Annotated in this window: 17 protein-coding genes and 1 pseudogene; 10 read left to right on the forward strand and 8 right to left on the reverse strand. The window is 73.2% G+C overall.

Annotated features, from left to right (window positions below; all coding sequences use genetic code 11):
* Window positions 1-164 precede the first annotated feature (164 nt).
* From IE330_RS22295 to IE330_RS22315, 5 genes are all read right to left on the reverse strand, one after another.
* Window positions 165-1,475 carry a DUF58 domain-containing protein gene (locus IE330_RS22295; RefSeq protein WP_190137863.1) on the reverse strand — a complete coding sequence of 437 codons (1,311 nt, stop codon included), beginning with the start codon at window positions 1,473-1,475 and terminating at the stop codon, window positions 165-167.
* Window positions 1,475-2,455, reverse strand: a complete 981-nt coding sequence (locus tag IE330_RS22300; protein ID WP_373314704.1) for an AAA family ATPase — start codon at window positions 2,453-2,455, stop codon at window positions 1,475-1,477. Before IE330_RS22300 ends, IE330_RS22295 begins: the two co-directional genes overlap by 1 nt.
* Window positions 2,455-3,822, reverse strand: coding sequence for a DUF4350 domain-containing protein (locus tag IE330_RS22305; RefSeq protein ID WP_190137865.1), 1,368 nt, complete (start codon window positions 3,820-3,822; stop codon window positions 2,455-2,457). Before IE330_RS22305 ends, IE330_RS22300 begins: the two co-directional genes overlap by 1 nt.
* Window positions 3,819-4,571: a DUF4129 domain-containing protein gene (locus tag IE330_RS22310; RefSeq protein WP_190137866.1), complete on the reverse strand. Its 753-nt coding sequence runs from the start codon at window positions 4,569-4,571 to the stop codon at window positions 3,819-3,821. The genes IE330_RS22305 and IE330_RS22310 overlap by 4 nt, the downstream gene beginning before the upstream one ends.
* Window positions 4,572-4,737: 166 nt before the next feature.
* Window positions 4,738-6,060: a hypothetical protein gene (locus tag IE330_RS22315; protein WP_190137867.1), complete on the reverse strand. Its 1,323-nt coding sequence runs from the start codon at window positions 6,058-6,060 to the stop codon at window positions 4,738-4,740.
* A 554-nt stretch (window positions 6,061-6,614) separates the two neighbouring features.
* Between IE330_RS22315 and mtnA the strand changes: the two genes are divergently transcribed.
* From mtnA to IE330_RS22350, 8 genes and pseudogenes are all read left to right on the forward strand, one after another.
* Window positions 6,615-7,706 (forward strand): S-methyl-5-thioribose-1-phosphate isomerase, encoded by a 1,092-nt coding sequence (mtnA, locus tag IE330_RS22320; protein WP_190137888.1) that lies wholly within the window; start codon window positions 6,615-6,617, stop codon window positions 7,704-7,706.
* Between the two features lie 4 nt (window positions 7,707-7,710).
* Entirely contained in the window at window positions 7,711-8,400 is a 690-nt protein-coding gene (gene mtrA, locus IE330_RS22325; RefSeq protein WP_189176211.1) for a two-component system response regulator MtrA, read from the forward strand.
* A 1-nt stretch (window position 8,401) separates the two neighbouring features.
* A complete protein-coding gene (gene mtrB / locus IE330_RS22330; RefSeq protein ID WP_190137868.1) occupies window positions 8,402-10,702 on the forward strand; it encodes an MtrAB system histidine kinase MtrB in 2,301 nt (766 codons plus the stop codon).
* On the forward strand, window positions 10,692-12,536 hold the full coding sequence (locus tag IE330_RS22335; RefSeq protein ID WP_229925832.1) for an LpqB family beta-propeller domain-containing protein: 1,845 nt from the start codon (window positions 10,692-10,694) through the stop codon (window positions 12,534-12,536). The genes mtrB and IE330_RS22335 overlap by 11 nt, the downstream gene beginning before the upstream one ends.
* A gap of 424 nt (window positions 12,537-12,960) precedes the next feature.
* A pseudogene (locus IE330_RS39125) lies at window positions 12,961-13,257 on the forward strand (ComF family protein); the annotation flags it as partial.
* A 504-nt stretch (window positions 13,258-13,761) separates the two neighbouring features.
* Window positions 13,762-14,388: a ComF family protein gene (locus IE330_RS22340; RefSeq protein ID WP_190137869.1), complete on the forward strand. Its 627-nt coding sequence runs from the start codon at window positions 13,762-13,764 to the stop codon at window positions 14,386-14,388.
* 413 nt (window positions 14,389-14,801) lie between these two features.
* Window positions 14,802-15,497: a ribosome hibernation-promoting factor, HPF/YfiA family gene (gene hpf / locus IE330_RS22345; protein ID WP_373314705.1), complete on the forward strand. Its 696-nt coding sequence runs from the start codon at window positions 14,802-14,804 to the stop codon at window positions 15,495-15,497.
* A gap of 198 nt (window positions 15,498-15,695) precedes the next feature.
* Window positions 15,696-16,439 (forward strand): response regulator, encoded by a 744-nt coding sequence (locus IE330_RS22350; RefSeq protein WP_190137871.1) that lies wholly within the window; start codon window positions 15,696-15,698, stop codon window positions 16,437-16,439.
* 57 nt (window positions 16,440-16,496) lie between these two features.
* Here the strand turns inward: IE330_RS22350 and IE330_RS22355 are convergent, their stop codons facing one another.
* Both IE330_RS22355 and IE330_RS22360 read right to left on the reverse strand, forming a co-directional pair.
* Complete coding sequence (locus IE330_RS22355; RefSeq protein ID WP_190137872.1) at window positions 16,497-17,672, reverse strand: winged helix-turn-helix domain-containing protein; 1,176 nt, start codon at window positions 17,670-17,672, stop codon at window positions 16,497-16,499.
* A gap of 183 nt (window positions 17,673-17,855) precedes the next feature.
* Window positions 17,856-18,452: a GNAT family N-acetyltransferase gene (locus IE330_RS22360; RefSeq protein ID WP_190137873.1), complete on the reverse strand. Its 597-nt coding sequence runs from the start codon at window positions 18,450-18,452 to the stop codon at window positions 17,856-17,858.
* Between the two features lie 472 nt (window positions 18,453-18,924).
* On the opposite strand from IE330_RS22360, the gene secA reads away from it, so the two are divergent.
* On the forward strand, window positions 18,925-21,744 hold the full coding sequence (gene secA, locus IE330_RS22365; RefSeq protein WP_190137874.1) for a preprotein translocase subunit SecA: 2,820 nt from the start codon (window positions 18,925-18,927) through the stop codon (window positions 21,742-21,744).
* 81 nt (window positions 21,745-21,825) lie between these two features.
* On the opposite strand, the gene IE330_RS40065 is transcribed toward secA, so the two are convergent.
* Window positions 21,826-22,653 carry an Rv3235 family protein gene (locus IE330_RS40065; protein WP_373314706.1) on the reverse strand — a complete coding sequence of 276 codons (828 nt, stop codon included), beginning with the start codon at window positions 22,651-22,653 and terminating at the stop codon, window positions 21,826-21,828.
* Window positions 22,654-22,701: 48 nt separating this feature from the next.
* On the opposite strand from IE330_RS40065, the gene IE330_RS22375 reads away from it, so the two are divergent.
* Window positions 22,702-23,220, forward strand: a complete 519-nt coding sequence (locus tag IE330_RS22375; protein WP_190137875.1) for a DUF6912 family protein — start codon at window positions 22,702-22,704, stop codon at window positions 23,218-23,220.
* Window positions 23,221-23,285 lie beyond the last annotated feature (65 nt).

Consider the following 23,285-nt stretch of genomic DNA (forward strand, 5'->3'; position numbering starts at 1 on the left):
CCGATGGTACTGCAGGGGGGACCCTGTGGGAGAGTAGGACGCCGCCGAACTAAATGTGATGGGAAAGCCCCCGTGCCGAATGGCACGGGGGCTTTCTGCGTTATGGGGTTCTTTTGCTCTGGTACCCGTCGCTGGTCGAGGCCAGGGCCTGAGCGAGGACGCTTCTAGAGGCGGCCTGCTGCCTTCAGGGAAAGATAGGCGTCGGCCAGTGCCGGGGCCAAGTCGTCAGGGGTGGCGTCCACGACGGTGACACCGTGGCGGGTGAGCTGCTCCGCCGTACGGTGCCGTTCCGCTTGGGCCTGGGCGGCGGCTGCGGCGTCGTAGACCGCGTCCGTGGTCCCTCGGGCCGCGGCCATTGCGGCGATGTGAGGGTCCGCGACGGACGCGACCAGAACGGTATGGCGCTGCGTGAGACGTGGAAGTACGGGGAGCAGGCCCTCTTCCACCGGAGCCGCTTCCAGGCTGGTGAACAGGACGATCAGTGCGCCGCGGGGAGCCGTGCGCAGAGCCGTGGCGGTGAGGCCACGGGCATCCGTCTCGACGAGCTCCGGTTCGAGCGTGGCCAGGGCGTTCACGAGGGACGGCAGGACATCTCCCGCCGCCTTCCCCTGGACCAGGGCCCGTACCTGACGGTCGTACGCGAGAAGGGCGATCCGGTCGCCGGCGCGGGACGCCAGGGCTGCGAGGAGGAGCGCGGCGTCCATCGAGGCATCGAGCCGGGGAGCGTCGCCGACGCGGCCCGCGGAGGTGCGGCCCGAATCCAGGACGATCAGGATGTGACGGTCGCGTTCCGGGCGCCAGGTGCGCACGGCCACCGAGGACTGGCGGGCGGTGGCGCGCCAGTCGATGGAGCGGGTGTCGTCCCCGGGCACGTACTCGCGCAAGCTGTCGAACTCCGTGCCCTGGCCGCGGAGCAGCACGCTGGTGCGGCCGTCGAGCTCCCGCAGGCGGGCCAGCTTGGACGGCAGGTGCTTGCGGCTGAGGAAGGGCGGGAGGACACGTACCGACCAGGGGACGCGGTGGCCGCCCTGGCGGGTGAAGAGACCGAGGGGGCCGTAGGAGCGGATCGTGACGCGGTCCGCCTGGTGGTCACCGCGGCGCGTGGGGCGCAGGCGAGTGGTGAGACGGCGGCGCTCGCCGGACAGGACGGTCAGGCGGTGCCGGGCTGCGGCGGTCTCCGTTCCGGGCTGCCAACTGCTGGGCGGCCAGGCGTCACGGACGTCGGCACGCAAGGGGCGGTTAGTGGGGTTGGTGACGGTGAGCTGGATGTCCGCGGCTTCGCCGAGGCGCACGGAGGTGTCGCCGGAGCGGGTCAGGCCGAGGCGGCGTACGGGAGCGGCGAGGGCGTAGTCGCAGGCGCAGGCCAGGGCCAGGGAGCCGTTGACGGCGAGCAGGCCGGTCAGGCTGGGCTCCAGGATGCCCACGGGGAGGGAGCCCAGGGCCGCCAGCAGGGCGGCGCGGCCGGTCGGAGCCATCAGCGGGGCACCGGGACGTGGTTCAGGATCGCGGTGACGACGGAGTCGGCGGTCACGCCCTCCATCTCCGCCTCGGGGCGCAGTTGTACGCGGTGGCGGAGCGTGGGCAGGGCGAGGGCCTTCACATCGTCCGGGATGACGTAGTCGCGGCCGGTCAGCCAGGCCCAGGCGCGAGCCGTGGACAGCAGCGCCGTGGCGCCGCGCGGGGAGACGCCGAGGGTGAGCGACGGGGACTCCCGGGTGGCGCGGCAGATGTCGACGACGTAGGCCGTGATCTCGGGGGAGACGGCGGTCTTGGCGACGGCGGCGCGGGCCGCGTCGAGATCGGCGGCTGTCGCGACGGGGCGCACGCCGGCAGCGCGCAGGTCGCGCGGATTGAAGCCTTCCGCGTGGCGCCGCAACACGGCGATCTCGTCGTCGCGGCCGGGCAGGGGGACCGTCAGTTTCAGCAGGAAGCGGTCCAGTTGGGCCTCGGGCAGCGGGTAGGTGCCCTCGTACTCGACGGGGTTCTGGGTGGCGGCGACGAGGAACGGCTCGGGGAGGGGGCGCGGGGTGCCGTCGACGGTGACCTGGCGCTCCTCCATCGCTTCGAGCAGGGACGACTGGGTCTTGGGCGGCGTGCGGTTGATCTCGTCGGCGAGCAGGAGGTTGGTGAAGACCGGGCCCGGCTGGAAGGAGAACTCCGTGGTCCGGGCGTCATAGACGAGGGAGCCCGTGACGTCGCTGGGCATCAGGTCGGGGGTGAACTGGACGCGCTTGGTGTCGAGTTCGAGGGACGCGGCGAGCGCGCGCACGAGGAGGGTCTTCGCGACGCCGGGGACGCCTTCGAGCAGGACGTGGCCGCGGCAGAGCAGGGCCACGACGAGGCCGGTGACGGCGGGGTCCTGGCCGACCACGGCCTTGGAGATCTCGGTGCGCAGGGACTCCAGGGAGGAGCGGGCGCGGTCGGAGCTCCCGGCGTTGTCAGTGGTCGGGTCCATCATGAAGTACGTACCTCACTTTCGAGGGCGTCGAGTTGGTCGGCGAGGGCGATGAGTGCCGCGTCGTCGCCGGGCGGCGGGCCGAAGAGGAGGGGGCGCAGGTCCTGGCCGGGCGTGCGGAGACGGCTGGTCAGGGCGGGCAGGAGCGCTTCGGGCGTATGGGCCCGGGCGGTGGGGACGCCGACGAGGGGGGCGAGACGGGTGCGGGTGGCGGAGCGCAGAGCGGTCGCGGCGCGGTCGCGGGCGTCGGCCTTGCGGTAGAGGCGGGCGCGGCCTTCGGCGGCTTCGGAGGCGCGGATCGCGACGGGGAGTTTTTCGGGGACCAGGGGCCCGAGGCGGCGGCCGCGCCAGAAGGCGGCGAGCACGGCGGCGAGGGTGAGCTGCAGGGTGCCCCAGAGCCAGCCGGAGGGGATCAGGTTGAAGAAGCCCTCGTCGGCGCTGTCGTCGACGGCGTCGTCGGAAAGCGAGGGGAGGTACCAGACCAGGTGGGGGCGGGAACCGAGCAGTTGCAGGGCGAGCGAGGCGTTGCCGTGCTCGTCGAGACGGTCGTTGTGGAGGATGTCGGGGGCGCCGAGGACGACGGTGTCGCCGGGCGTGCCCCCGCGCGCGTCGGCGGCAGGGAGGCGCACCAGGCTGGGCAGGCCGTCGTTGACGTAGCAGGAGTCGGCGTCGGGGGCGAGCGTCTCGTAGCGGATGCCGCCGACGTCGGCGGTGCCTGCGCGGCGGGCGGCGGGCAGCGAGCAGCGCGGGGAGAGCGTGGAGTCGAGGCTGCGGGCAGCGTCCGCGGAGACACCGGGTGCGAGGGCCGGGACCGAGGAGCCGTCCGGGGCGACCAGGACGGTACGGCCGCCGGAGTCCTTGATGGCGTCGCGGAGGCGGGACCGCTGGCGGTCGGTGAGGACGTCGGGGTCGGCCACCAGGAGCGTGGTGTCCGGGCCCGCGGCGGCCCGGGCCTCCTCGGTGGTGGTGACCACGCGCGTGGTCACGCCCCGGTCCTCGAGGAGCTGGGCGACGGCCCGGCTGCCGTAGGGGTCGGCGGAGCGCGGGTCCAGGCGCCCGTGCCGGTCGCCGGAGCGGACGGTGGCGATGGCGACGGCAGCGACGAGGAGTACGACGAGGGCGAGGGCGAGGCCCCGGGCACGGGTCCAGAGCTGGCGGGGGGTGGCGGAGAGGGAGGTTCCGGCAGGCGGAGGGGCGCCTTCTTGAGCGCCGGCGGGCGTGGGGGAGGGCTGCGACGGAGCCTCGGCGCGGGCGGCCGCGGTGCCCTCGCGGGCATGGGCGGTCTCGTTGCGAGGGGGCGGGGTGTCGTTGCGAGAGGTCGAGGTGTCGTTGCCCGGCGCGTCCGCGGGGCGTGTCGGGCCCGTCATCCGGCGGCTCCCGGGGAGCGGGTGGCGGCGGTGCTGAGCAGGGGCTTGGCGCGGTCCAGGGTCCGGTCGAGGTCGCTGAGGCGGTGGTACGCGGCCGGGTCGGCGCTGCGTCCGCCGTACGTGACGTCGTCGAACTCCCGGGCCGCGGAGCGCAGCCCGTCCGCGTGCGCGGGCAGGGCCCGGCCCGCCTCCGCGGCGGCCTCGTCCGCCGTGCGGCCCGGGCGTGGATCGAGGAGCGCGCGTTCCTCCAGGGAGCGCACGATGGCGCGCATGCGCTCCTGGACGGCCTGGTTCCAGTGCCCCTGGGCGGCGTGTGCCTCGGCGGCCGCGCGGTGTTCGGCGGCGCTGCGCGGGCGGTCGTCGAAGAGCGCCGCCGAGGGGGCCCCGGCGCGGCGCGGGGTGCCCAGGCGCCACCACAGGGCCGCGATGACGGCGGCCACGGCGACGACGATGACCAGCAGGCCGAGCGCGCCGCCCGGGGCGGCCCCGGAGGCGGCGCCGAACACGTCGTCGACCCACTCCCAGAAGCGGTTCAGGGCGCGCTGGAGGAGGCTCGGGTCGTTCTCGTGGTACGTCGGCTTGGACAGCTCGCGCTCGGCCGCCTCGCGTGCGGGGCCGCGCGGGATCGTCAGCGGAGGCTCGTCGCCGGTGCGGGGCAGGGCCCGGGCCGCGCTGAAGGCGGTGTGGGGCGTCAGGGGCGGTGGCGTGCCGAAGTCCGCCGGTGCGGTGCCGAGGTCTGCCGGCGTCATGCCGGGGCCTGTCGGCGTCGTGCCGAGGTCTGCAGGCGTCGTACCGAGACCTGTCGGTGCCGCGCCGGGGCCGTGGCCCGGCCGCGGTGCCGTCCCGAAGCCGCGGTGCGGCGGCAGGACGGCAGCGCCGAGCCGGTGGAGAACTGTCCCCGCCCAGGTCACCGCATCAGCTCCCGGAGGTGCTGCCGGGCGCGTCGGAGGTGCCGTGGCCCGGGACGCCGGCCGCGCGGGCGAGCTCCAGGTCCAGGGCCTCGCGGCGGATCCGCTGGTCGATGTAGAGGAGCACGGTGACGCCCGCGGTGATCGGGAAGGTGAGCATGGAGCCGATCACCTGGCCGACGCCGCTGATGATCAGGAAGGTCCAGCCGACGTCGCCCGTGCCGCTGTCCAGGAGGCTGGACACGCTGTCACCGCTGAGCGCGCCCGCGACGACGGTGAACGGAATGACGATGATCGACGCGATGACGTTCGCGATGACCGCGGCGAGCAACTGGATGCCGAAGACCCGCCACCAGGAGCGCTGCACCAGCTTCGCGGACCGGCTCATCGACTTCTTCACGCCCTGCTTCTCCAGCATCAGCGCCGGGGAGGAGAGCGAGAGGCGGACCATCAGCCAGATGGAGACGACGCCCGCCGCGAGTCCGCCGAGGACCGCGAGGCTCACACCGGCGTCCGTGGACCCGGCGGCGGCGATCAGGACGCCGGGCAGGGTGCCGGCCGCGACGATGCCCACGGCGATGAGTGGCAGCAGCAGCGTCAGGCCGAGCAGCTTGGCCAGCAGCGGCCGGGAGTCCTGCCAGGCCTCCGCCGTGGTGACCGACCTGCCGAGCACGGCGCGGCTGGTGACCATCGTCAGCAGGGCGGTCGCGACGATCGTGCCGAGCAGGGTGATGACGAGGACCACGCCCGAGCTCAGAAGCGTGTCCCCGAGGGCGCGGGTCACCTCGCCGACCGTCGCGCTCGGGTCGTCGAGGGCCTCCGTGTCGGCGGCGTCGTTGAGGACGAGCCCCTGGAGGAGGACGACGAGCAGCTCGGTGACGACGGCGACGGTCAGCGAGATGCCGAGCACCGTGCGCCAGTGCGTGCGCATCGTGGAGACCGCGCCGTCCAGGATCTCGCCGACGGCGAGCGGGCGGAGCGGGATGACGCCGGGCTTGGCGGCGGGCGGCGGGCCCTGCCACGCACCCCAGCCGCTGTAGGGGCCACCGGGTCCGCCCGGGGCTCCGGGGCCGCCTGGACCTCCGGGGCCACCCTGGCCGCCGGGCCGGGCGCCGCCCCAGCCCTGGCCGGGCGGCGCGGGCGGTGGCGGGCTCTGGCCGGGGCCGGGGGCGCCGGGCGCGGACCACTGGGCGGGCGGCGGCTGCTCCTTGGACCACTTCGAGGAAGGACCGCTCGGCCGGTCCTCGGGCGCGGGGGATCCCTCCTCGCCGGGGCCGGGTCCGTCGGAGGGGGCAGATCCGGGCGAGGCCCAGCCCGGAGTGTCGTTCATCGTCGCTCCTTCACAGTGCCCGCCCGCGGACGCGGGGGCAGGTTGGCTGCCATCGTGCCACGGTGGGGTGGCCCGGGGACCAGGCACGGGGGCATGGAGACCGTGCGCTGTCCGGGCTGGACACCTTCTATTGTCCGACGGGTACCGGGCAGACTGGGCGGATGGCTGATCAGTACGCGCAATCAGGCGAGGACGTACGGCCGACACCGCCCACCGGCACCACCCCACCGCCCCCCGGCACCACCCCACCGCCCCCCGGCGCCGCCGCACCGCCCCCCGGCGCCGCCGCACCGCCCGCGAGGGAACCCGAGGTCCCGGAGGGCGCTCCCGCGACTCCTGTACCCGCGGCACCTCCAGCAGCACCGGCATCTCCGGCATCACCTGCGTCCCCGGCACCTCCAGTGCACCCGGCGACACCCGCGCCCCCAGCACCATCACCCCCGGCACCATCGACACCATCGACACCCTCAGGCGGTCCGGTGGCCTCGACCACCTCTCCGGGGCCCGGTGGGCCCGGCGAACCCACGAGTCCCGCTGTCCCCACGAGTCGCGCGATCCGCTGGGACGAGCCGCCCGAAGGTCCCGTGCTCGTCCTGCTCGACCAGACCAGGTTGCCCGGTGAGGAGACCGAGCTGGTGTGCACGGACGCGCCTGCCCTGGTGCAGGCGATCCGGACGCTCGCCGTGCGCGGGGCGCCGCTGCTCGGCATCGCCGGGGCGTACGGCGTCGCGCTGGCCGCGGCGCGCGGCTTCGACGTGGACGAGGCCGCCGACGCCCTCGCGAACGCGCGGCCCACCGCCGTCAACCTCGCGTACGGCGTGCGCCGGGCCCACGCGGCGTACCGCGACGCGGTGACGGCGGGGGCCGACGCGACGGACGCGGCCCGCGTCGCCCTGGCCGCCGCGCGGGCGCTGCACCAGGAGGACGCCGAGGCCAGCAGGCGGATGGCGGCGCACGGCCTGGCGCTGCTCGACGAGCTGCTGCCCGGCGGCGGGCACCGCGTCCTCACGCACTGCAACACCGGGGCCCTGGTCTCCGGCGGCGAGGGCACGGCCTTCGCGGTGGCGCTCGCCGCGCACCGCGTGGGGCGGCTGCGCCGGCTCTGGGTCGACGAGACGCGGCCGCTGCTCCAGGGCGCCCGGCTCACGGCGTACGAGGCGGCGCGCAACGGCATGGCGTACACCCTTCTCACGGACAACGCGGCGGGGTCGCTGTTCGCGGGCGGCGAGGTCGACGCGGTGCTGATCGGCGCCGACCGGATCGCGGCCGATGGTTCGGTGGCCAACAAGGTGGGGAGCTATCCGCTCGCGGTGCTCGCGCGCTACCACCACGTGCCGTTCATCGTGGTGGCGCCGGTGACGACCGTGGACCCGGAGACCCCGGACGGCGCCTCCATCGAGGTCGAGCAGCGGGGCGGACACGAGGTGACGGAGGTCACAGTGCCGTTCGTACCGGTGACGGGAGTGGAAGCGGGAGGCGGGATTCCGGTGGCCCCCCTGGGGACGCAGGCCTACAACCCCGCCTTCGACGTGACGCCTCCGGAGCTGGTGACGGCGATCGTGACGGAGGAGGGCGTCGTGTCGCCGGTGACGAGGGAGGGCCTTGCCGAGCTGTGTGCCAGGTCACGCCAGGTAACGATTAGCTAATGGGATGATGTCAGGCATGAAGGGACGAGTCCTTGTCGTCGACGACGACACCGCACTGGCCGAGATGCTCGGGATTGTGCTGCGTGGTGAGGGTTTCGAGCCGTCGTTCGTTGCCGACGGCGACAAGGCGTTGGCCGCTTTCCGGGAGGCAAAGCCTGATCTTGTACTGCTCGACCTGATGCTGCCGGGTCGGGACGGCATCGAGGTGTGCCGCCTGATCAGGGCGGAGTCCGGCGTTCCGATCGTCATGCTCACGGCGAAGAGTGACACCGTGGACGTGGTGGTGGGTCTCGAGTCGGGGGCTGACGACTACATCGTCAAGCCGTTCAAGCCGAAGGAGCTGGTGGCGCGCATCCGTGCGCGGCTGCGCAGGTCCGAGGAGCCCGCCCCGGAGCAGCTCGCCATCGGTGACCTGGTCATCGACGTGGCGGGGCACTCCGTGAAGCGGGACGGCCAGTCCATCGCGCTGACGCCGCTGGAGTTCGACCTGCTGGTCGCGCTCGCCCGCAAGCCCTGGCAGGTGTTCACGCGCGAGGTGCTGCTGGAGCAGGTGTGGGGCTACCGCCACGCGGCGGACACCCGCCTGGTCAACGTGCACGTGCAGCGCCTGCGCTCCAAGGTCGAGCGGGACCCCGAGCGTCCCGAGATCGTGGTGACCGTCCGTGGCGTCGGTTACAAGGCCGGACCGAGCTGACATGTCGCGGGACAGTTCCGCTCCGGCGCCCGGCGACCCGGGAGCACGGCCGGGGCGGGCTGTGCGGCCGCCGCGGCGAGGGTCCCGGTTCGGGGCCCTGGTCGACGGCGGCCGGATGCTGCAGGGCGGCGTGCAGGGCAGCCCCTTCCTGCGGCTCTTCACGCGCTGGGTACGGCGCCCACTGCTGCCCGTCATGCGGCTGTGGCGGCGCAACATCCAGCTCCGGGTCGTCGTCACGACGCTGCTGATGTCGCTCGGCGTGGTGCTGCTGCTCGGCTTCGTCGTCATGAGCTCGGTCAGCAACGGCCTGCTCAAGGCGAAGGTCAACGCCTCGCAGAGCCAGGCCGACGGCGGCTTCCGCGTCGCCCAGGAGAAGGCCAACTCCGCGCGCCAGGTCTCCCCCCAGGGCGACGGCACGGACGGCCCCACCGCGCAGAACGCCGCCGTGTGGATGTCGGAGCTGGCCGAACAGCTCGCCAGCGGTGGGCAGAACGCGTTCTACGTCGTGACGCTCAGCGCCAACACGGGCGACGTCGGCAGCGTCCGCGGACCCCGGGCCTCCGGCGGTGTGGACCCGATCCAGAGCGTGCCCGAAGAGGTGCGCGAGAAGGTCGGCGAGGGCACGCTGGCCTACCAGAGCAACACGCGTATCAAGTTCATCGACCACCGCGCGTCGCAGGCCGGCCTGGTCATCGGCAAGCAGCTCAGCGACCTCAACGGCGACTCGTACCAGCTCTACTACCTCTTCCCGCTCACGCAGGAGGAGGAGTCGATGAGCCTGGTGCGCGGCACGCTCGCGACGGCGGGGCTGTTCGTGGTGGTGCTCCTCGGGGCCATCGCCTGGCTGGTCGTGCGGCAGGTCGTCACGCCCGTGCGGATGGCGGCCGGGATCGCCGAGCGGCTGTCCGCCGGGCGCCTTCAGGAGCGGATGAAGGTCACCGGTGAGGACGACATCGCGCGCCTCGGCGAGGCCTTCAACAAGATGGCGCAGAACCTCCAGCTCAAGATCCAGCAGTTGGAGGAGCTGTCGCGGATGCAGCGGCGGTTCGTGTCGGACGTGTCGCACGAGCTGCGTACGCCGCTGACGACCGTACGGATGGCGGCCGACGTCATCCACGAGGCGCGCGAGGACTTCGACCCGGTGACGGCGCGCTCCGCGGAGCTGCTCGCCGACCAGCTCGACCGCTTCGAGTCGCTGCTCAGCGACCTCCTGGAGATCAGCCGCTTCGACGCGGGCGCGGCCGCCCTGGAGGCCGAGCCGATAGACCTGCGCGAGGTCGTCCGCCGGGTCGTGGGCGGCGCCGAGCCGCTCGCCGAGCGCAAGGGGACCCGCGTACGGGTCGTCGGAGACCAGCAGCCGGTCGTCGCGGAGGCCGACGCGCGGCGCGTCGAGCGGGTGCTCCGGAACCTCGTCGTCAACGCCGTGGAGCACGGCGAGGGCAAGGACGTCGTGGTCAAGCTCGCGGCGGCGGGCGGCGCGGTCGCCGTCGCCGTGCGGGACTACGGGGTGGGGCTGAAGCCCGGCGAGGCCACGCGCGTGTTCAGCCGCTTCTGGCGGGCCGACCCGGCACGCGCGCGTACCACCGGCGGTACGGGCCTCGGCCTGTCCATCGCCCTGGAGGACGCGCGACTGCACGGCGGCTGGCTGCAGGCCTGGGGCGAGCCGGGCGGCGGCTCGCAGTTCCGCCTGACACTGCCGCGCACCGCCGACGAGGTGCTGCGGGGTTCCCCGATACCGCTCGAACCGGACGACTCGCGGCGCCACCGCGGCCTGGACGCGGCGGGCCTGCCGCGCGGGGGCGGCGGCAAGCGGGCCACCGTGCCTCACCAGCCCCCGGAGCGGGTGCCTCCGCCCGTACCGGCGAAGGCGCCGATCGCGCCGCGCCACGCGCACGTGGCGACCGTGGACGTGGACCCGGCGGCACTTCCGGGCAACGGCGCACGCGTGGTGCCCCGCCAGTCCGCGGTGCCCGGCGACGAACACATGGGAAGTACGGACGCACACACGGGAAGTGCGGACGAACACACGGGAAGTACGAACGGGAGCCCGACGCGTCCGGCGCCGACGCCGGGCCGGGGCGCGCCGCACAGTGAGGGTGCGCAGCACGCGGACGGCGTACGGCAGGACGCGCGGGGCGCGGACGGCGTACGCCACAGGGAAGGCGCCGTGCGGCACAGCGAAGACGCCGTGCGGGATGGCCAAGGCGCCGTGCGGCGTGAGGATCTGGACGACGAGCCGGGAGCGGGCAGTGGCGACGGGCCGGGCGCCGGTGCGGAAGAGGGGGCCTCGCGTGGGCGCTGAACGGATCGGGCGCGGGCGCCCGCTGCGGGCCTGCCTGGTGCTCGCCACGTGCGGGACGCTGCTCGCGGGCTGCGCCTCCATGCCCGACGAGGGGAACCTGAAGAAGGTCGACGCCTCGCAGCGGCCGGACTCGCAGTCCCAGGTGCGCGTGTACGCGATGCCGCCGGCCGAGAACGCCCGGGCCGTGGACATCGTCCAGGGCTTCCTGGAGGCGCTGACCAGCGACGACCCGGACTTCGCGATCGCCCGCAAGTACCTCACCAAGGAAGCGTCCGCCACCTGGGAACCGGAGCACTCCACCACGGTGCTCGCGGACGGCCCGAACACGGTCGCGGACAACCTGGGCAACGACAGCGGGGGCGGCCGGACGTACTCGCTGACCGGGCGCCAGGTCGCGACGGTCAACAAGCAGCACGCGTACGTGCCCGACGAGCGGGCGTACGCGGAGACCGTGCACCTCTCGCAGCAGAACGGGCCCAACGGCCGGGTGTGGCGCATCGACCGGCTGCCCAAGGGGGTCGTGCTCGGCGAGTCGGACTTCGAGCGCAACTACGAGGCGGTCAACAAGTACTACTTCGCCGCCCCCGGGGCGGGCGGCCGCGACAGCGGGCCAAAGGCGCTCGTCGCGGACCCCATCTACGTACGCCAGCGCATCGATCCGCTGACGGAGACCGTGAAGTCGCTCATCGACGGGCCCACGCACTGGCTGGGACCGGTGGTCACCTCGCGGTTCAACTCCAGCACGGCACTGGCCCCGGACGCCGGGTCGTTGACTCCGGACGACAAGAACAAGCTGGTCGTGCCGCTGGCCGAGCGGGTGGGCCAGGTCGACCGGCAGCGGTGCACCGAGATGGCGGCGCAACTGCTGTTCACCCTCCAGGACCTGGCGTCCTCCGGGGTGGAACAGGTGGAGCTCCAGCGGGAGAGCGGCTCGCAGCTCTGCGTGCTCGGCAAGGACCAGGCCGAGACGGTCGCGTCGCCCCGCAGCGCGAACCGCCCGTCGTACCAGTACTACGTCGACGAGAAGCGGCGGCTGGTACGGATGCCGGGCAACGCCGGGAGCAACGCCAAGCCCGAGCCGGTGTCCGGGCCGTTCGGCCATCCCGAGCAGGAGCTGCGGTCGGTGGCGGTGTCGCGCAACGAGGTGCGCGCGGCCGGGGTGTCGCACGACGGGCGCAGGCTGTACACGGCGTCCCTGGTCGGCGGCACGCTCGGCGGCCCCGGGGTGCGCTCACGGGCCAAGACGCCGGACCAGGGCCTGTCCACGCCCAGTTGGGACGGCCGGGGCGACCTGTGGGTGGCCGACCGCGATCCAGGGGACCGGCGGCTGCTCTGGCTCGGGCAGGGCAAGGGCGAGCCGGTCCGGGTACGGGTGTCGGGCCTGGACGGCCACATCGAGGCGATCCGGGTGTCGGCCGACGGCGTGCGCATCGCGCTCCTGGTGAAGAAGGGCGGCAAGACGTCGCTGCGCATCGGCCGCGTCGAGCGCACGGTGGGCAAGGACGAGCGGCCGGAGATCTCCGTCGTCGAGCCGCGCGAGGCGGCCCCGCAGATGGAGGAGGTCACCGCCATGTCCTGGGCGGGGCCCAGCCGCCTCGTGGTGGTGGGGCGTGAGTCCGGGGGCGTGCAGCAGATGCGGTACGTGCAGTGCGACGGTTCGGCACGCGCCGGGGCGACGCTGCCCGGTCTGACCGGCGTGAAGGAGATCGCCGCGTCCGAGGACGAGACGCAGCCGCTGCTCGCGCACTCGGACGACGGCATCGTGCGGCTGCCGTCGGGAGGCCAGTGGCAGACGGTCGGCAAGGACGGGACGGGGCCGGTCTACCCCGGGTGACGGTGGCCCGCGGCGGGGCGCGGGGAGCGGGGGCGTGCCGTGCGCGGGGGCGGGGCTGGAGCTGGCCGCTGGGCTGGGCTGGGCTCGATTGGGCTCGGGCGGGCCCGGCCGAGTGGGCGGTGCGGATCTCCGTCGGGTTCGGGTCTCGTTGGGCTGTGGGCTGTGGGCTGTGGGCTGTGGGCTGTGGGCTGTGGGCTGTGGGCTGTGGGCTGTGGGCTGTGGGCTTCGGGCGTGCGGCGGGTCGCGGGCGTGCGGCGGGTCTGCCGACGCTTCCCTGGCGGTGCGGGGTCGCAGGTCGCGCGCTCACGCTCTCGCCTGGTCTTCGACCGTGTCTGCCCTGCTCAAGTGGGGTGCGGGCGAGTTATCCACAGGGCGTTGTCCACAGGGGTGGCAGCGACGTGCGGGCGTTGGCACAGTGGTGGTCATGCGGGGGTGGTGGCAGGACCTCACGGATCTGGTGCTGCCGACGGAGTGCGGAGGTTGCGCGAGGCCTCGGGTGGCGCTGTGCGCCCGGTGCCGGTCCGCTCTGTGCGGGGCCGCGCCGCGCAGGGTGCGGCCGACGCCCGAGCCACGAGGGCTGCCGGTCGTGCACGCGGCGGCGGCGTACGAGGACACGGTGCGGGCGGTCCTGCTCGCACACAAGGAGAGGGGGGCACTGGCGCTCGTCGGACCGCTCGGCGAGGCGCTGGCAGGGGCTGTACGGGCGTCGGTGACGGGCGGGACCACCGACGCGGCCGAGGGAGCCGACGGAGCCGCGGGCGGGCCCCAGGGGGCCGTCGGCGGCCTGGGAGGGGCCTTGTACGGGCCACCTGGGACGGGGGACGGGTCACATGGCACGACAGTCGGGGTGCGGGGCGAGGCGCGCGGACCGCGGGGTGAGCTGTACCTGTACGCATCGCGGGGCGAGAGGTACAGCCCGGCGGGCGGGCTGCCCGGGCTGCCCGGGTTGCCTGGGCCGCCAGGGACGCCCGGGCTGCGGGGCAAGGTGTACGGCCCACGAGACAGGGCCCCCGGCCCGCCGGCCACGCGATACGGGACCCATGGCGCCCCGGGCGGACCGTGTGGCGCCCCTGGCGGGCCCCATAGCGCCCCAGGCGGGCCGTATAGCGCCTCGGGCGGGCCGTCCAGCGCCTCGGGCGGGCGTGGCGCGCCGGACGGCCGACGAGGAAAGGCGTACGGACCACAGAGCGGCGCTGTGGACGGTCCGGCGAGGCCACCAGGCGCCGTGGACAGGGCAGCAGATTCCAGAAGAGCGGCGCACGGCTCCGTAGGCCCGGGCCTCGTCCTGCTGGTGCCGGTGCCGTCCGCGGGGCGGGCAGTGCGGGCCCGGGGGCACGACCCGGTGCGGCGGATCGCGTACGCCGCCGCGGGCGAGCTGCGGCGCCACGGGATACGGGCGCGGGTGCTCACCGCGCTGCGGCAGCGACGCGCGGTCGCCGACCAGGCGGGCCTCAACTCCCGCGAACGGCAGGCGAACCTGGCGGGTGCGCTGGAGCTCGCCGCGGGCGCGGGGCGGCTGCTGCGGGACGCGGAGCACGTCGTGGTCGTCGACGACGTCATGACGACCGGTGCCTCACTCGCCGAGGCGGCCCGGGCACTGAGGAGCGTAGACGGCGCATATGGGGAAGGAGATGATCGAGTGTCCCGCACAGGGAGCCGGGCGGGGAACGGAGGCCGGGCACGGTTCGAGGCGCAGAACCAGATAGGGAACCAGCCAAACCGCGGCACGCAGAACGACGCCGTGGGCGTGACCGCGAATGCGCGGCTGACCGGTGCAAAGGCGTGCGGAAAGACGGTGAGCGCGGCGGTCGTCGCCGCTTCGCCGGAATCCTTCGAAATAAACCGGAACTGACTGAGAACTTGCGACGTTGCAGGTAGTGAGAGGGATAAAGCATCCGAATGGAGGTACGTGCGGGTAGAGGGTGACGACATCCGTCCGGGCGAGATATGTTCGGTTGTGAGGAGTGGCGGACAACGCCCCTCGCACAACGGAATGCCGGTCCACGCCGGTCCGGACCGGTCCGCGTCGGTCGACGTCGGTGCGCATCGAACCGCGTCGGTCGTCGTTGGTCCGTACCGGTCCGTTCGGGGCCCGTGCCGGTTGGGGTTTTCCGCAATCACCCGGGCCGGTGGGGTGGAGATCTCGTCCACGGGGGAGGAGGAGGTGGAAGTCACCGAGTCCGAGGCTCCGGGAATTCCTGGGGCCTGGTGCAAGAGGGAGAAGCTCCGCCGAAGTCGCGGAGCGATCCGGGAACGGAGTTCTGCGTGGACATCGTCGTCAAGGGCCGCAAGACCGAGGTGCCCGAGCGGTTCCGCAAGCACGTGGCCGAGAAGCTGAAGCTGGACAAGATCCAGAAGCTCGACGGCAAGGTGATCAGCCTCGACGTCGAGGTGTCCAAGGAAACCAACCCGCGTCAGGCCGACCGTTCCGACCGTGTGGAGATCACCGTCCGTACGCGCGGACCCGTGATCCGGGCGGAGGCCTCGGCGTCGGACCCGTACGCGGCGCTCGACCTGGCCACCGCCAAGCTGGAGGCGCGGCTGCGCAAGCAGCACGACAAGCGGCACAACCGGCGCGGCGCGGGCCGGCTCTCCGCCGCCGAGGTCGCCAACAGCGTGCCGGACGCGGCGCATCTCAACGGGGACGGCAGCCTGGTCGCCGGTGGCGAGGAGCCCGAAGGCGTACCGACCAAGAAGATCGGCTCGCTGGAGATCCAGGGCGAAGGCCCCCTCGTGGTCCGCGAGAAGACGCACGTGGCGGCCCCCATGTCGCTCGACCAGGCGCTCTACGAGATGGAGCTGGTCGGCCACGACTTCTATCTGTTCGTCGACTCCGAGACCAAGGAGCCCAGCGTCGTCTACCGGCGCCACGCCTACGACTACGGCGTCATCCACCTCAACACGGACCCCATGGTCACCCAGGTGCAGTCGGCCGGCGGAGGCGGCAGCATCGGCGGCTGACCGCCCTGGCGGAGCACGGAGGACGGTGTGCCCCTGGAGCGCGTGTTCGCTCCCAGGGGCACCCCTGTGCGACCACTGGGTGCACGACCCGGGCGCCGGGCGTGGAATCATGGGCGCGACGGCCCAACCCGGTTGACTCTGCCTAGGGTTGGAGCAGCCAAGGCAAGCCACTGGCCCTGGCCTTCAGGGGGAGGAACGATGGCGGACAGCTTCGGACCGATGCGGAACGACGATGCCGGTGACGGCATCGGCATCGGCACGGACGCGGGCGCCCCGCGCAAGGAGCCCATCCGGGTCCTCGTCGTGGACGACCACGCGCTCTTCCGCCGCGGCCTGGAGATCGTCCTCGCCGCCGAGGAGGACATCCAGGTGGTCGGGGAGGCCGGGGACGGCGCCGAGGCGGTGGACAAGGCTGCCGACCTGCTGCCGGACATCGTCCTCATGGACGTGCGGATGCCCAAGCGCGGCGGTATCGAGGCGTGCACCTCCATCAAGGAGGTGGCCCCCAGCGCGAAGATCATCATGCTGACGATCAGCGACGAGGAGGCCGACCTCTACGACGCGATCAAGGCGGGGGCCACCGGTTACCTCCTGAAGGAGATCTCCACGGACGAGGTCGCCACGGCGATCCGCGCGGTGGCCGACGGGCAGTCGCAGATCAGCCCGTCGATGGCGTCGAAGCTGCTCACGGAGTTCAAGTCCATGATCCAGCGCACCGACGAGCGGCGCCTCGTGCCCGCGCCCCGGCTCACCGACCGGGAGCTGGAGGTCCTCAAGCTGGTGGCCACCGGCATGAACAACCGGGACATCGCCAAGGAGTTGTTCATCTCCGAGAACACCGTGAAGAACCACGTGCGCAACATCCTGGAGAAGCTGCAACTGCACTCCAGGATGGAGGCCGTGGTCTACGCGATGCGGGAGAAGATCCTCGAGATCCGGTGAGGTGCCGGAGGAATCCGGGAGGCGCCGCGGGGGCGCGGGCCGCCCGGAGGCGCCGGCTCAGGTGAGGGCGCGGACCAGGTCCGCCGTCAGTTCGGGGCGGTCCATGACGCGCTCCACGCGGACGGCGTCGCAGCCCACCCACTGAGCCGCCTCGAGCAGCGCCTGGGCGACCGCCGGCACCGCCTTGGGGCCCTCCAGCGACACCTGCTTGGCCACCAGCGTGGTGCCCTCGCGGGCCGGGTCCACGCGGCCGACGAGACGGCCGCCCGCGAGGACCGGCATCGCGAAGTAGCCGTGAATCCGCTTCTGCTTGGGGACGTACGCCTCCAGGCGGTGGGTGAAGCCGAAGAGCCGCTCCGTGCGGGCCCGCTCCCAGATCAGCGAGTCGAAGGGAGACAGGAGCGTGGTGCGGTGGCGGCCCCGCGGGGGCGTCGCCAGGGCCTCGGGGTCCGCCCAGGCGGGCTTGTCCCAGCCCTCGACCGTCACCGGCACCAGACCCGAGTCCGCGACCACCGCGTCGAACTCCTCGCCCTTCAGACGGTGGTAGTCCGCGATGTCCGCGCGGGTGCCGACGCCGAGGGCCCGGCCGGCCAGGCGGACCAGGCGGCGCACGCACTCCCTGTCGTCCAGGTCGTCGTGGAGCAGGGCCTCGGGCACGGCGCGCTCGGCGAGGTCGTACACCCGCTTCCAGGAGCGGCGCTCCACGCACACCACCTCGCCGTACATCAGCGCGCGCTCGACAGCGATCTTCGATTCGGACCAGTCCCACCACTCGCCCTTGTTCTTCGCGCCGCCCAACTCCGTGGCCGTCAGGGGGCCTTCAGCGCGGAGCTGCTTGATCACCTGGTCGTACGCGCCGTCCGGGAGGTCGTGGTGCCACTGCGGGCGCGCGCGGTAGGCGCGGCGGCGGAAGGCGAAGTGGGGCCACTCCTCGATGGGCAGCACGCAGGCGGCGTGCGACCAGTACTCGAAGGCGTGCCTGTCGGTCCAGTACGCCTGCTCGACCGTCTTGCGGCCGACCGCGCCCAGGCGCGCGTACGGGATCAGCTCGTGGGAGCGGGCCAGGACCGAGATGGTGTCGAGCTGGACCGCGCCCAGGTGCCGGAGGACGCCGCGGACGCCCGCTCTGCGGTCCGGGGCGCCGAGGAACCCCTGGGCCCGCAGGGCCAGGCGGCGGGCCTCCGCGGCGGTGAGTTCGGCTTGGGGGCGGTGCGTGCGGGTGGGCTCGGTCATGAGCGGAACGATAGGGGGAGGGTCTGACAACCGGGTTCGGTGGTGGGGTGCTGCCGGAGGAGGCCACGCGGGGGACCCGGTCCCGCTGCCCCCTCGCCGGAAGGGGCGCGGTGGCCCGGCCCCGGCCCCGCGCGGAACCGGGGGCTGCCACCTCCGGGCCCCCGCCCCGCCCCGTGTGCGGCCTCAGGTGTCGGACGGGCCCGGTGCGACGGGGCCCGCCGGGAGGTACTGCTGCTGGGACGGGAGGCCGATGTCGGTGGGCAGGAGCGCGGCGACCCAGCAGTCGCGGAGGGTGTCCTTGTTCGGCAGGGCCGCGCGGAGCGTGCCCTCGAACGTGAAGCCCGCCTTCTCGGCGACCGCGCGGGAGCCCGTGTTGCCCACTTCGGCACGCCACTCCAGGCGCGTGCAGCCGAGGCGGGTGAACGCCCAGTGGGCGAGGGCCAGGACGGCCTCCGTCATGTAGCCGTTGCCCCGGTGCTCGGTCGCGGTCCAGAAGCCGATCTCCCAGCTCCCCGCGCGCGGGTGGTGCAGGCTGGTGGCGGCCAGGAGCGGGCCGCCCGCGCGGGGACGCACGGCGAAGGTGTACTCCGTGTCGAGGCGCCAGCCGTCGGGGACCATGCGGCCGGTGAAGCCCTCGGCGTCCACGCGCGCGTAGGGCGACGGGATGGTCGTCCAGCGCTGGATGTCGGGGTCCTGGCAGGCCGCGTACACCTCGTCCGTGTCGGCGGGGGTGAACGTACGCAGCAGCAGGCGCGAGGTGGTGAGGGTGACGGGCTCCATCGGCAGATTCTGCGCGGGGCGCCCGCCGGGGCGCCAGCGGTTTGCGCGTGCCAGGCCACGGCGCCCACGCGAACCCCCCGCCCGAACCCCCCGCCCAAGCCCCGCCCGAAGCCCTCCGCCCGAGGCCCACGTGCAGTCCCCGCCCGAAGCCCTCCGCCCAAGGCCCGCGTGCAGCCCCGCCCGAGGTCCGCGCGGCCCCCCGGCCCGAGGCCCGCGCGACCCCACCGCCCCGTACCCGCGCGCATCCCCCGCCCGAGGCCCCCGCGACCCCCCCCCGCCCGAAACCCCCGCGGAGCGCCCGCACCCCCGCCTCCCGCTGCCCCCGCGTCCCTGTTTGCGGCACCTTCCAGGCCGCCCGAGCGTTGACGTACTGGCAGACCTCCCGGCGTAGCGGGGTCCTCGCATACGATGGCCGTTGCCCGACGAGTACAACCGACCGTGCCAGGCCCGACCGGCAAGGAGACCAACCCCCGTGTCCGTCCTCTCGAAGATCATGCGTGCAGGCGAAGGCAAGATCCTGCGCAAGCTGCACCGCATCGCGGACCAGGTCAACTCCATCGAGGAGGACTTCACGGTCCTCTCCGACGCCGAGCTGCGCGCGCTGACAGCGGAGTACAAGGAGCGTTTCGCCGACGGCGAAACGCTGGACGACCTGTTGCCCGAGGCCTTCGCCACCGTGCGCGAGGCCGCCAAGCGCGTGCTCGGGCAGCGCCACTACGACGTGCAGCTCATGGGCGGCGCCGCCCTGCACCTCGGTTATGTCGCGGAGATGAAGACCGGTGAGGGCAAGACCCTGGTCGGCACACTGCCCGCGTATCTGAACGCGCTCTCGGGCAAGGGCGTGCACCTCATCACGGTCAACGACTACCTGGCCGAGCGCGACTCCGAGATGATGGGCCGCGTCCACAAGTTCCTCGGCCTGGACGTCGGCTGCATCCTGGCGAACATGCCGCCCGCGCAGCGCCGCGAGATGTACAACTGCGACATCACGTACGGCACGAACAACGAGTTCGGCTTCGACTACCTGCGCGACAACATGGCGTGGTCGAAGGACGAGCTGGTCCAGCGCGGCCACAACTTCGCGATCGTCGACGAGGTCGACTCCATCCTCGTCGACGAGGCCCGTACGCCGCTGATCATCTCCGGCCCCGCCGACCAGGCCACCAAGTGGTACGGCGACTTCGCCAAGCTGGTGACGCGTCTCACCAAGGGCAAGCCCGGCGAGCCCCTCAAGGGCATCGAGGAGACCGGGGACTACGAGGTCGACGAGAAGAAGCGCACCGTCGGCATCCACGAGTCCGGCGTCCAGAAGGTCGAGGACTGGCTGGGCATCGACAACCTCTACGAGTCGGTGAACACCCCGCTCGTCGGCTACCTGAACAACGCCATCAAGGCGAAGGAACTGTTCAAGAAGGACAAGGACTACGTCGTCATCGACGGCGAAGTCATGATCGTCGACGAGCACACCGGCCGTATCCTCGCCGGCCGCCGCTACAACGAGGGCATGCACCAGGCGATCGAGGCGAAGGAAGGGGTGGAGATCAAGGACGAGAACCAGACCCTCGCCACGATCACCCTCCAGAACTTCTTCCGCCTCTACGACAAGCTCTCCGGCATGACCGGTACGGCCATGACCGAGGCGGCCGAGTTCCACCAGATCTACAAGCTGGGCGTCGTGCCGATCCCGACGAACCGGCCGATGATCCGCAAGGACCAGTCCGACCTGATCTACCGCACCGAGGTCGCCAAGTTCGCCGCGGTCGTCGACGACATCGAGGAGAAGCACAAGAAGGGCCAGCCGATCCTCGTCGGCACCACCTCGGTCGAGAAGTCCGAGTACCTCTCGCAGCAGCTCTCCAAGCGCGGCATCCAGCACGAGGTGCTGAACGCCAAGCAGCACGACCGGGAGGCGACGATCGTCGCCCAGGCCGGCCGCAAGGGCGCGGTCACCGTCGCCACGAACATGGCCGGCCGTGGTACGGACATCAAGCTCGGCGGCAACCCCGAGGACCTCGCCGAGGCGGAGCTGCGCCAGCGCGGCCTCGACCCCGAGGAGCACATCGAGGAGTGGGCCGCGGCCCTGCCCGCCGCCCTGGAGAAGGCCGAGCAGGCGGTCAAGGCCGAGTTCGAGGAGGTCAAGGAGCTCGGCGGGCTCTACGTCCTCGGCACCGAGCGGCACGAGTCGCGCCGTATCGACAACCAGCTCCGCGGCCGCTCCGGCCGTCAGGGCGACCCCGGCGAGTCCCGCTTCTACCTGTCGCTCGGCGACGACCTGATGCGGCTCTTCAAGGCGCAGATGGTCGAGCGCGTGATGGCCATGGCCAACGTGCCCGACGACGTGCCGATCGAGAACAAGATGGTCACCCGCGCCATCGCCTCCGCCCAGTCGCAGGTCGAGCAGCAGAACTTCGAGACGCGTAAGAACGTCCTCAAGTACGACGAGGTCCTGAACCGTCAGCGCGAGGTCATCTACGGCGAGCGCCGCCGCGTCCTGGAGGGCGAGGATCTGCACGATCAGATCAAGCACTTCATGGACGACACCATCGACGCGTACGTCGCCGCGGAGAGCGCCGAGGGCTTCGCCGAGGAGTGGGACCTCGACCGCCTCTGGAGCGCCTTCAAGCAGCTCTACCCGGTGAAGGTCACCATCGAGGAGCTGGAGGACGAGGTCGGCGACCGCGCGGGCCTGACCGCCGAGTTCATCTCGGAGGCCGTCAAGGAGGACATCCACCAGCAGTACGAGGCCCGTGAGGCGCAGCTCGGCTCCGAGATCATGCGCGAGCTGGAGCGCCGCGTGGTCCTCTCCGTCCTCGACCGCAAGTGGCGCGAGCACCTCTACGAGATGGACTACCTCCAGGAGGGCATCGGCCTGCGCGCCATGGCGCAGAAGGACCCGCTGGTGGAGTACCAGCGCGAGGGCTTCGACATGTTCAACGCCATGATGGACGGCATCAAGGAGGAGTCCGTCGGCTATCTGTTCAACCTGGAGGTCCAGGTCGAGCAGCAGGTCGAGGAGGTCCCGGTGGCGGACGCCGCGCCGTCCCTGTCGAAGGAGGGCGCCCAGGACGCGGTGCCCGCCGGAGCCGCGCGCCCGGAGATCCGCGCCAAGGGCCTGGAGGCCCCGCAGCGCCCCGACCGCCTGCACTTCCAGGCGCCGAACGCCGAGGGCGGCGTCGACGAGGGCGACTTCACCACCTCCACCTCGTCCACGGCCGGGGCGCCCGCCGGTGACGGCATGACGCGCGCGGAGCGGCGCAAGGCCCAGAAGGGCGGGCGGCGCCGCAAGAAGTAGCGCCGCGCGGACCGTGAGCGTGGAGAGGGCCGGGTGCCGGTGGCGCCCGGCCCTCTCGCGTACCCGGCCACCGGCGCCACCTCAGGCCCGGTGGCGTGAGCCGCCGTCTACCTCCACGGCCGTACAGCGCCAGCGTTCGTCCTCGCCCCGGTGCAGGCGGAACGCCAGGGCACGCAGGGCCGGACCGGCGCCGACGCGGGCGAAGACCTCGTAGACGCCGGGGCGCACCTCGTAGTGGCCGACGCGGCGCACGGCGGGCCGGTGGGGGAGCGCAGCGGGAGCAGTTCGGCGAGGCGCACCAGGTCGTCGTAGGCGGTGTGCGCGATGTGGCGGGCCACGGCGTGCACGGGGCGCTGCCCGCTGAGCACCAGTAACAGCAGCTCCGTGAAGAGTTCGGCCGGGTGCGGGGGCGGCTGCGCGGGCACGCGGTGTGTCCGGGCGCCGGGCCAGCGCGGATCGGGCCGGCCGGGCGGGCGGCCCGCCGGGGGCCGGGACGCGGCCGGGCGGGTGGACACAGGGGGGTGCGGACGGGGAGACCCGGCGCGGCGCGGCCGGGTCATGACCTTCGGCACGGCGGTCTTCGGATGGGCGGTCTTCGGCACGGCGGTCTTCGGCTGGGGTGTACCGGGCTGGGGCATGGTGCGGCCTCTGTTCGCGGAGTGGACGGAGTGGACGGGAGCGTCCCGGGATACCGGGGGGTAACTTCGCTGGGGATCTTGTACGGCGGCGGGGGCGGCCCTGGCAACGCCGTCCGGGGCGGGCCGGGGACGGCCGGAGGGTTCCCTCATCAGGGGGACGGGGGCCGGGTGCCGCCCGGTGTCCGCGGGGGCGGAGGGGGTGACGGGCCGGACGTGGGTGGACGCCGTCCCGGAGGCGGGCGGCACCTCGAAGGGGGACGCGCGCACGTATCCTGAAGGCCCTTGTCGAGAGCGTTCGCGACTACGAAAGCGGCCGAGCATGCGCGTGTACGTCCCCCTGACACTGCCCCGTCTCGCGCAGGCGCACGAGGCGGGCGAGCTGGGTCCCGGGCCGCTGACCGCGTACGCCGTGACGCCCGCGCTGCGCGAGTGGTACGTGTCCGACGACATCGAGGAACTGGAGTACGCGGCCCTGAACCGGGCGGCGCTCGCCTCGTTGCGGCTGCTCGCGGGCGAGCCCGGCGCGGCCCGGCGCCGCGTCGTCCTCGCGGCGGACGTGCCGGACGGCGCCGCCGTGGCCGACCCCGACCGCGGCCTGGACACCGGGGCGCTCGGCGAGGTGCGGATCGCGGGGGCGCTGCCGCTGGCCAAGGCGGCGGCCGTGCACGTGGACTCCGGGGACGCCGAGCGGGACGTGGCGGCGGCGGTCGACGCGCTGGGCGCGGCGGACCACGGGGACGACGACGCGCAGTTCGTCGTGGACGGGGCCGAGGACCACGAGCTGCTCTGGTACGCGACGCAGGAGATCCCGAACCTGGTGGCGGACGGGCCGGCCTGAGCCGGGGCGCCGCCCCGGTGCCCAGGCGCCCCGGCGCCGGGCGGTGCGGTCGGTGGGGGCGGCGT

The organism is Streptomyces longispororuber, assembly GCF_014656095.1.
Taxonomy (GTDB): Bacteria; Actinomycetota; Actinomycetes; order Streptomycetales; family Streptomycetaceae; genus Streptomyces; species Streptomyces longispororuber.